Genomic DNA, 1860 nt, shown 5'->3' with positions numbered 1-1860 from the left:
GCGGCTGAAGCCCTATGAAAACCTCAACAGAAGATGAGGGTAAGCAAACTTGCAGGCCGTAACATAAAGTGAATCCTGCCGCATCGATAAGGTGACCCGAATGGGACAAGAGGAAGCCGAGTCGCGTGTAGAACGATGAAGGCCATGGAACGCGTGAAGAACTTGGATGGGCTGCGCGGAAGAATCCTCCGGTGTAAGGGGATCGGCATGCAAGGAAAGTTATATCTGGAACTAGGGAGACCCTCCCCCGCACGGCATACGTCGTAAAGAGTGAACCTATAAGCCCAAAGGGTGAAGTGGTAAGCTGCGGGAAGGGAGTCGGAGGGGACTATAGTACCAATGAAGCAAGGACAACATAACCTTGCGGAGGGAAGAGTGCCGAAAGGCAATACCCCACTTCGTTCGCGGGAAGAAAAGGAGGTAAGAGCGAGTGAATGCAGGAATCCCTGCTAACTACACCAAAGCAAAAGTTCGAGAACTCCAGATCACCCTCTACCTTGCGGCCAAGGCAAGTACCAAGCGAAGGTTTCATGCTCTGTATGACAAGGTGTATCGGCTCGATGTGCTCACTATCGCATGGAAGCGAGTAAAAGCAAACGGCGGAAGCGCCGGAGTCGACCAGATGACCATCGACTATATCCTCAAGAAATATGGAGAAGAGCGGTTCATACAAGAGACACAACACATCCTGAAGGAAGGCACATACCGCCCACAGCCAGTGAGAAGGAAAGAGATACCCAAGGGTGACGGAAAAGTTCGCCCGTTAGGTATACCCACTGTCCGAGATCGATTGGTGCAAATGGCGGCCAAAATTGTGACTGAGCCTGTGTTCGAAGCAGATTTCAAAGATTCCTCGTTTGGGTTTCGACCAAAACGAGACTTGAAGAAAGCGATCGAACGAATAAGAGACACCGTCAACAAGGGGTCGATTTACTGGGTGGTAGATATAGACATTACCGCATACTTCGATAATATTCCGCATGATAAGCTGATGAAAATGGTTGAACAACGGATAAGTGACCGACGAATACTCAAACTCATCCGGCAATGGCTCACGGCAGGGGTAATGAAAGACGGGGAGTACAAGGAAACGGATCTAGGAAGCCCTCAAGGCGGGGTCATCAGTCCACTCCTTTCAAACCTATATTTGCATTATCTGGATACAATATGGGAAAACCAATTCACGCATCTGGGAACATTGGTGCGTTATGCGGATGACCTAGTTGTACTATGCCACAAGAAAGAGCACGCAAAAGAGACGATACAAGTGCTTAAAGCGGTGTTTCAGAAGCTAGAATTGACGGTGAACCAAACCAAGTCAAAGGTTGTGAACTTATGGAAGGATGAAAAGGGATTTGATTTTCTCGGATACCACCATCGGAGAATGCCGGTGTGGAGAAAGGGAGGAAATATAGCGCATATCCTGCGAAGTTTCCCATCCAAGAAGGTGATGAAGAAGATGAGGGATAAAATAAAAGATATGACGTCACCTCGCCATCTCCTTCTCCTATCCATCAACGACATGATCCGTAAGATCAATCCGATCATTCAAGGATGGAGTACTCACTACAAGGATATTGATACGGGGATTTCCAATAAGTTCCTACGGAAAATTGACTGGTTTATTCGCCGACGACTTATGATCTTCTGGAACAAGAAGCACAAGAAGAGAAAGAGTGGAAGGGTTGACTTCTTCCAAATCTTAAAGCAGGCAGGCTTGAAAACCGTCTCGACATGGGGATAGCTATAATGCCCAAGGTGAAGAATGTCGGAAAGCCGTATGCGGGAAAACCGCACGTACGGTTTGATGAGGAGGGGCTGGTACTCCCAGCCCTTTACTCTACTCCGACAGGTGTTTAC

The 1860-nt window shown here is 48.1% G+C and carries 1 protein-coding gene; it reads left to right on the top strand.

The features are described from left to right. Positions 1-430: 430 nt before the first annotated feature. Positions 431-1744 carry a group II intron reverse transcriptase/maturase gene (ltrA, locus tag L1N85_RS21635; RefSeq protein WP_235241133.1) on the top strand — a complete coding sequence of 438 codons (1314 nt, stop codon included), beginning with the start codon at positions 431-433 and terminating at the stop codon, positions 1742-1744. The last annotated feature ends 116 nt before the right edge of the window (positions 1745-1860 follow it).

The organism is Paenibacillus alkaliterrae (assembly GCF_021532375.1).
GTDB classification, from domain to species: Bacteria; Bacillota; Bacilli; order Paenibacillales; family Paenibacillaceae; genus Pristimantibacillus; species Pristimantibacillus alkaliterrae.
The sequence above is the reverse complement of the archived record's forward strand: the minus strand, read 5'-3'. Positions and strand labels throughout refer to the sequence as shown.